This is a genomic window from Shimia sp., assembly GCF_041624275.1.
GTDB lineage: Bacteria > Pseudomonadota > Alphaproteobacteria > Rhodobacterales > Rhodobacteraceae > Shimia.
On the sequence record NZ_JBFJVE010000148.1, the window covers coordinates 1 to 8,152 of the forward strand.

At 64.8% G+C, this 8,152-nt stretch carries 5 protein-coding genes; 1 reads left to right on the plus strand and 4 read right to left on the minus strand.

Annotation, left to right across the window (positions count from 1 at the left end):
* From ABZD10_RS11520 to ABZD10_RS11535, 4 genes are all read right to left on the minus strand, one after another.
* A partial coding sequence (locus ABZD10_RS11520; protein WP_372886645.1) for a BMP family ABC transporter substrate-binding protein occupies window positions 1-551 on the minus strand: 551 nt, incomplete at its 3' end.
* A 38-nt stretch (window positions 552-589) separates the two neighbouring features.
* Entirely contained in the window at window positions 590-1,510 is a 921-nt protein-coding gene (locus tag ABZD10_RS11525; RefSeq protein WP_372886647.1) for an ABC transporter permease, read from the minus strand.
* Window positions 1,510-2,592, minus strand: coding sequence for an ABC transporter permease (locus tag ABZD10_RS11530; RefSeq protein WP_372886648.1), 1,083 nt, complete (start codon window positions 2,590-2,592; stop codon window positions 1,510-1,512). Before ABZD10_RS11530 ends, ABZD10_RS11525 begins: the two co-directional genes overlap by 1 nt.
* A complete protein-coding gene (locus ABZD10_RS11535) occupies window positions 2,589-4,127 on the minus strand; it encodes an ABC transporter ATP-binding protein (protein WP_372886649.1) in 1,539 nt (512 codons plus the stop codon). Before ABZD10_RS11535 ends, ABZD10_RS11530 begins: the two co-directional genes overlap by 4 nt.
* A gap of 335 nt (window positions 4,128-4,462) precedes the next feature.
* On the opposite strand from ABZD10_RS11535, the gene dnaE reads away from it, so the two are divergent.
* A complete protein-coding gene (dnaE, locus tag ABZD10_RS11540; protein WP_372886650.1) occupies window positions 4,463-7,981 on the plus strand; it encodes a DNA polymerase III subunit alpha in 3,519 nt (1,172 codons plus the stop codon).
* Window positions 7,982-8,152: the final 171 nt, after the last annotated feature.

The following is an 8,152-nucleotide window of genomic DNA, read 5'->3' on the forward strand; positions in this document are numbered from 1 at the left end:
ACGATCTTGAACTGGACGTCCGGGTTGACCTTGCGGGCGTGGATGAAGGCCGAGTTGATGCCCCGGATCACTTCGGGGATCGGGTAGGAGCCGATATAGCCGATGGTGTTCGACTTGGTCATGTGGCCGGCGATGGTGCCCTGCACGGCGCGGCCTTCATAGAAACGTGCCGAATAGACCGAGACGTTGGGTGCGGTCTTGTAGCCGGTGGCGTGTTCGAATTTCACCTTGGGGAACTTCTTGGCGACGTTGATCGTCGGGTCCATGTAGCCGAAGGAGGTGGTGAAGATGATGTCGGCGCCCTTCAGCGCCATGTCGGTCATCACCCGCTCGGCGTCGGGGCCTTCGGGCACCGATTCCACGTAGACGGTTTCGACCTTGTCGCCATAGGCGGCCTCGACAGCCTGGCGGCCCTTGTCGTGTTCATAGGTCCAGCCGCCGTCGCCGACGGGGCCGACATAGACAAAGCCGACCCTGGTCTTGTCGGCCATGGCCGCGGTGGCCAGACCCAGCGACAGCGCGAGCCCGGTCAGAAGTTTGGTCATTTTCATATGAGATACTCCCCTGTGTTGTCTTTAATCGGTTGGCCTCATTGCGAGGCGTGGAAGATGCGGCCCAGCGAGGCCGGCGCGCGGCTCTTGTCGGCAGACATGATGACAAGCACCAGAATGGTGATGATGTAGGGCGACATTGCCAAGTATTCGACCGGAATTGCAATGCCCGCGGCCTGAAGATTGAGTTGCAGCACGTTGATGCCGCCGAAAAGATAGGCACCCAGCAGCACCCGCCATGGTTTCCAGCTGGCAAAGACCACCAGCGCCAGCGCGATCCAGCCGATGCCGGCGGTCATGCCCTCGGTCCACTGGGGCACGCGGATGAGGCTGATATAGGCGCCGCCGAGGCCGGCACAGGCGCCGCCGAACATGATCGCCACCACCCGCACCCGGATCACGTTGTAGCCCAGCGCATGAGCGGCCTCGTGGTTTTCACCCACGGCGCGCAGCACCAGTCCGATGCGGGTGAATTTCAGCACCGCCCAGACGCCCGCCACCAGCGCCAGCCCGACATAGAGCACCGGGTCATGGCCGAACAGGATCGGTCCCACCACCGGCAGGTCGCTCAGCAGCGGGATGTCGACCTTGCCCATCGAAGGCGGCTTGATGCCGACATAGCCCTGGCCCATCAGCGCCGACAGGCCAAGTCCGAACAGGGTCAGCGCCAGGCCCGAGGCCACCTGATTGGCCAGCGCGAACTGGGTCAGGAAGGCAAAGAGCAGCGACAGCGCCGCCCCGGCGGCCATCGCCGCCACCAGCCCCAGATAGGGCGAGCCGCTTTCCACCGAGACCGCGAAACCGCCGATGGCGCCGACGATCATCATGCCCTCGACGCCGAGGTTCAGCACCCCGGATTTCTCGACCACCAGTTCTCCGACTGCGGCCAGCAGCAGGGGGGTGGCCGCCACCATCAGCGAGGCGACGAGCAGAACCGGGTTGATCGCCGAAAGATCCATCAGGCCGTTCCTCCGAGGGCGAATTTGATACGGTAGTTGGTCAAGAGGTCCAGCGCCAGCAGGAAGAACAGCAGCATGCCCTGGAACACCTGGATCGCCGCCGCCGGCAGGCCGAGATTGGATTGGGCGATCTCGCCGCCGATATAGGTCAGCGCCATCAGCAGCCCGGCCAGCAGAATGCCGACCGGGTGCAGGCGGCCCAGAAAGGCGACGATGATCGCGGTAAAGCCATAGCCGACATTGAAGTCGATGCTGATCTGCCCCGCCGGGCCCGAAACCTCGAACAGACCGGCAAGCCCGGCCAAAGCGCCCGAGGTGCCGAGGCAGAACAGGATCAGCCGCGTCGGGTTGACCCCGGCAAAGCGCGCCGCCCGCGGGGCTTCGCCGGTGAGGCGGATGTTGAAGCCAAGGATGTGGCGGTTCAAAAGCACATAGGCCATGATTACCGCAACAAAGGCAAAGAGCACCCCGAAGTGCATGCCGGTTCCGGCGATCAGCTCGGCGTTATGCGCCGAGGCATATTCCTGCAGGTTGCGCGAGCCCGGAAAGCCGAAGCCCTGCGGGTTCTTCAACAGGCCCAGCGACATCGAGGCCAGCAATTGCTCGGCGACATAGACCAGCATCAGCGAGACGAGAATTTCATTGGTGCCGAATTTCACCTTCAACAGAGCCGGGATCATCGCCCAGGCCCATCCCCCCAGCGCCCCGGCGATCACCATCAGCGGGAAGATGAAGAGGCTTTCCATCGGGTAGAAGGCCAGCCCGACACCGGCGCCGCAGATCGCGCCCATGATGTATTGCCCCTCGGCGCCGATGTTCCAGATCCCGGCGCGAAAGCCCAGCGACAGGCCGATGGCGATCAGCACCAGCGGTCCACCTTTGACCAGCAGTTGCGGCCGGTAGTAGAAGGAGAATTCGCCGAACAGCGGTTCCCAGAAGATCGTTGCGATCGCCGCGACCGGGTTCTTACCAAGCGCCGCGAACAGCAGGCCGCCGGCGATCATCGTCACCACGACCGCGATCACCGGGGTCGACAGCGCCAGCAGCTGCGAGGGTTGCGGCCGTTTCTCGAGGCGGATCATGCCGACACCTCCGCTGCGCCCACCTGGGCCACTTCCATGCCATGGGCGCCGCCCATCATCAGGCCGATCTCCTCGATCGTGAGCCCGGCCGCCGGCCGGATCTCGGTCAGGCGGCCCTCGTTCAGGGCGCCGAAACGGTCCGAGATTTCCATCAGCTCGTCGAGATCCTGGCTGATGCAGACGATGGCCGCGCCGCCGGCGGCGAGATCGAGCAGCGCCTGGCGGATCGCTGCCGCGGCGGCCGCGTCGACGCCCCAGGTCGGCTGGTTGACGATCAGCACCTCGGGCGCCTGCAGGACTTCGCGGCCGATGACGAATTTCTGAAGGTTGCCGCCCGACAGCGACCGCGCGGCCCGGTCCGACCCCGGCGTGCGCACGTCGAATTCGCGGATCACCTCTTCGGCGAAGGCGGTGGCCTGCGGCCAGTTGACAAAGCCGCCGCTGAGCATTCCCTTGCGGATCGCGCCGGTCAGCAGCGCGTTTTCCACCAGGCTCATGTCGGGCGCCGCCGCATGGCCCAGCCGCTCTTCGGGGGCGGCGAGAATGCCGCGTTCGCGGCGTGCATTGGGCCCCAGATGCCCGACCGGCGCGCCTTTGACCCGGATCGCCTCGGGCGGGGTGGTCGCCTCGCCCGACAGCGCCGCAAGCAGTTCGTCCTGGCCGTTGCCGGCCACCCCGCCCAGCCCGAGAATCTCTCCGGCGCGCACGGTGAAATGGATGTTGCGCAGCGCGGTGCCGAAGGCGCTGGGCGAAGCCAGCGACAGGCCGCTCACGTCCAGCACCACCTCGCCGCCATTGGCCGCGCTGCGGGTCGGGGTCTGCAAGGTGTCGCCGACCATCATCTCGGCCATGTCGCGCGCCGTGGTCTCGGCCGGAATGCAGGTGCCGACATTGCGCCCCTGCCGCAGGATGGTGGCGTGGTCGCAGAGGGCGCGGATCTCTTCCAGCTTGTGACTGATATAAAGGATCGAGGTGCCTTCGGCTTTCAGCTTGTTCAGGGTCTGGAACAGGATCTCGACCTCCTGCGGCGTCAGCACGCTGGTCGGTTCGTCCATGATCAGCAGTTTCGGATCCTGCAACAGGCAGCGGATGATCTCGACCCGCTGGCGCTCACCGGCGGACAGGTCGCCCACCGTGCGATCCGGGTCGAGCGGCAGCCCGTAGGTTTCGCTGACCTCGCGGATGCGCGCGGCCAGACGGCCCATCGCCGGCGGCTTTTCCATGCCCAGGGCGACGTTCTCGGCGACGCTCAGCGCATCGAACAGCGAAAAATGCTGGAACACCATGGCGACACCGGCAGCGCGCGCGGCGCGTGGCTCGCTCGGGGCGAAGGTGTCGCCGCGCCAGCTCATGCTGCCGCTGTCGGGCTTGACCAGCCCGTAGATCATCTTCACCAGCGTCGATTTCCCGGCGCCGTTTTCACCCAGCAGCGCGTGGACCTCGCCCTCGCGGATATTGAAAGAGACGTCATCATTGGCAATCACGCCGGGATACGCCTTGGTCAGGCCGGATATGCCGAGCAAAGTCGCTGTCATGAAATCCCTTTTCCCTCTGTGGTTCCGGAGGTGCCGCCCCGCAGTCCTGTCTTCGCGATTGCCTGTTTCCCAGCGCCCTCACCCTAGGGATCGGCGACGGGACTTGGCAAGGAGAATGTCCCCGAAACGGCCCCGGAAGCGGCATGGCACAAAAATGATCGGACGTCACCAAATGATTGAAAACATGCGGTTAACATGTGTCGCGCTGCGCGGCATTGTCCGCGATTTCCGCAGGCTCCCCCTTGATTTCCGAAACAATGGCCGCGCTGCTCTTGGGGCGCGAGATGCCGCAATCGCCATTTTCAACCTGCCGAGGCTGAGATAGCTTGGGCGCCATGACCTCTCAGCCTCGATTCATCCACCTGCGCACCCATACCGAATACTCGCTTCTTGAAGGCGCGCTGCGTGTCAAGAAGCTGCCCGGCATGTGCGCCGACAACGACATGCCCGCCGTCGCCATCACCGACAGCAACAACATGTTCGCCGCCCTTGAGTTCTCCGTCACCGCGTCGGGGGCGGGGGTGCAGCCGATCCTCGGCTGTCAGGTCGATCTCACGATGCCGCATGACGACCCCTCGGGGCGCACCCAGCCGCCGGCGCCGGCACCGGTGGTGCTGCTGGCGCAGCGCGAGAGCGGCTACGAGAATCTGATGAAACTGTCGTCCTGTCTTTATGTCGACGCCGGCGGGCAGTTGCCGCAGGTGTCGCTCGACGAGCTGGCGGCGCATTCCGACGGGCTGATCTGTCTCACGGGCGGTCCCGACGGCCCGATCGGGCGCCTGCTGCGTCAGGGGCAGCGCCCCGCCGCCGAGGCCATGATGCGCCGGTTTCACGAGATTTTTGCCGACCGGCTTTATGTCGAGCTGCAGCGCCACCCCGGCGAGACCGGCCAGCCCGAGGCCGAACGGCTGACCGAACGCCCCTTTGTCGAGATGGCCTATGCGATGGGCATCCCGCTGGTGGCGACCAATGATGTCTATTTCCCGAAAACCGAGATGTTCGAGGCGCATGATGCGCTGATCTGCATCGCCGAGGGCGCCTATGTCGACCAGCAGGAGGGCCGCCGCCGCCTGACGCCGCAGCATTACTTCAAGAGCCAGCAGGAAATGGTCACCCTGTTCGCCGATCTGCCCGAGGCCATCGAGAACACGGTGGAAATCGCGCGGCGCTGTGCCTTCATGGCCTATCGCCGCGACCCGATCCTGCCGAAGTTCGCCGATGACGAGGTCGAGGAACTGCGCCGTCAGGCCAACGAGGGGCTGCAGGCGCGGCTGGCCGTGATCCCGCATGCGGTCAGCGTCGAGGATTATCAGAAGCGCCTTGATTTCGAGCTCGACATCATCGAGGGCATGGGCTTTCCCGGCTATTTCCTGATCGTGGCCGATTTCATCAAATGGGCCAAGGATCACGACATCCCGGTCGGCCCCGGCCGGGGCTCGGGCGCGGGCAGCCTGGTGGCCTATGCGCTGACCATCACCGACCTTGATCCTTTGCGTTATTCGCTGCTGTTCGAACGCTTCCTCAACCCCGAGCGGGTGTCGATGCCCGACTTCGACATCGACTTCTGCATGGATCGCCGCGAAGAGGTGATCCGCTACGTGCAGGAGAAATACGGCCGCGACAAGGTCGGCCAGATCATCACCTTCGGTGCCTTGCTGTCCAAGGCGGCGGTGCGCGACATCGGGCGCGTCTTGCAGATGCCCTATGGGCAGGTCGACCGTCTGTCGAAGATGATCCCGGTCGAGGGGGTGAAGCCGGTCAGCATCGAAAAGGCGCTGAAGGACGAGCCGCGCCTGCGCGAAGAGGCGCGCAGCGAAGAGGTGGTGGAACGTCTTCTGACCTATGGCCAGCAGGTCGAAGGGCTGCTCAGGAACGCCTCGACCCATGCCGCCGGCGTGGTGATCGGCGACCGGCCGCTGGATGCGCTGGTGCCGCTCTATCAGGATCCGCGTTCGGACATGCCGGCGACCCAGTTCAACATGAAATGGGTCGAACAGGCGGGGCTGGTCAAATTCGACTTTCTGGGCCTGAAAACCCTGACCGTGATCCAGAACGCCATCGAGCAGATTCTCGCCTCGGGGCGCGACATCCATATCGCGGCCGATGGCACCCGGCTTTACGATCCGCCCGAAGGCGCGGTGAACGAGATCAACGCCATCCCGCTGGATGACGAGCCGACCTATAAACTCTATGCCTCGGCCAAGACCGTCGCCGTGTTCCAGGTGGAATCCACCGGCATGATGGACGCGCTGAAGCGGATGAAGCCGACCTGCATCGAGGACATCGTGGCACTGGTGGCGCTCTATCGTCCGGGCCCGATGGAGAACATCCCGACCTATTGCGAGGTCAAGAACGGGCTCAAGGACATCGAATCGGTGCACCCGCTGATCGATCATATTCTCGAAGAGACCCAGGGCATCATCGTCTACCAGGAGCAGGTGATGCAGATCGCCCAGGTGATGGCGGGCTACAGCCTCGGCGGCGCCGACCTGTTGCGCCGCGCCATGGGCAAGAAGATCAAAGAGGCGATGGACGCCGAACGCCCCAAGTTCGAAAAGGGCGCGGGCGAAAACGGGGTCGATGCCAAGAAGGCCTCGGAAGTCTTCGACCTGCTGGAGAAATTCGCCAACTACGGTTTCAACAAATCCCACGCCGCGGCCTATGCGGTGGTCAGCTATCAGACAGCCTGGCTCAAGGCCAACCACCCGGTGGAATTCATGGCCGGGGTGATGAACTGCGATATCCACCTCACCGACAAGCTGGCGGTCTATTTCGAGGAAGTGAAAAAGGCGCTGGCGCTGCCCTATGTGCCGCCCTGCGTCAACCGGTCGGATGCCACCTTCAAGGTGGTCGACGGGGCGCTGGTCTATGGGCTCGGGGCGCTGAAGAACGTCGGCGTCGAGGCGATGCAACTGGTGGTGCAGGGGCGCAAGGTGGATGGGGTCGACAAGCCCTTTGCAACGCTGTTCGACTTTGCCCGCCGGGTCGATCTGAAACGCGTCGGCAAACGGCCGCTCGAGATGCTGGCCCGTTCGGGCGCCTTCGACCAGCTTGACCGCAACCGCCGGCGGGTGCTGGAAAGCCTCGATGCGCTGGTTGGCTATTCGGCGGCGATCTTCGAGCAGAAAGCCTCGAACCAGGTCTCGCTTTTCGGCGAGGCCGGCGACGACCTGCCCGAGCCGCGCCTGTCACCGGTCGGCGACTGGCTGCCGGCCGAGCGGCTCGACGAAGAGGCCAAGGCGATCGGCTTCTTCCTCTCGGGGCATCCGCTCGAGGATTACATGGCCGCGCTCAAGCGCAAGAAGGTGCTGACCCTCGACGAGGCCGCCGAAAAGGCGCGCCGCGGCCCCTGCGTGGTGAAGATCGCCGGCCGCGTGTCGGGGCGGCAAGAACGCAAGTCGGCGCGTGGCAACCGCTTTGCCTTTGCCCAGCTCTCGGACCCGACCGGCGCCTATGAGGTGACGATCTTTTCCGAGACGCTCGAGAAATGCCGCGACTATCTGGAGACCGGCGCCAAGGTGGTGGTGACGGTCGAGGCGACGATGGAAAGCGACCAGCTGAAACTGCTGGCCAAGGCGATCGCGCCGGTCGACGTGGTGGTGGCCGATGCCGGATCGGCCGGGCTGCGCATCTTCGTCGAGGATGTCACGGCCGTGACCCCGGTGGCCAACGTGCTGCGCCAGAGCATCGACAATGTGAAACTGGGCGCCAAGGGGCCGGTGCTGTTGTGCCTGATGGATGGTGGCCTGCCCGGCGAGGTCGAGATGGACCTCGGAATCCTCTGCCCGGTCAATCCCCAGATCAAGGGGGCGTTGAAATCGCTCGACGGGGTGATGGCGGTCGAAGAGATCTGAGCCGAACGAGATCAGGCCGGTGCGCTGCCAGAGCGCGGGCCAGCACCCTGTCCGGGGCGTTCTGTCCGTGGCATCCTGTCCGCGGTGGCGCCGGCCGGTGCCGGTCAGTAGTGTGGCGGTCTTTCGTCGCCAAGGACGATGCCGCCACTGCCCTCGGCCTCGCGCGAGGCC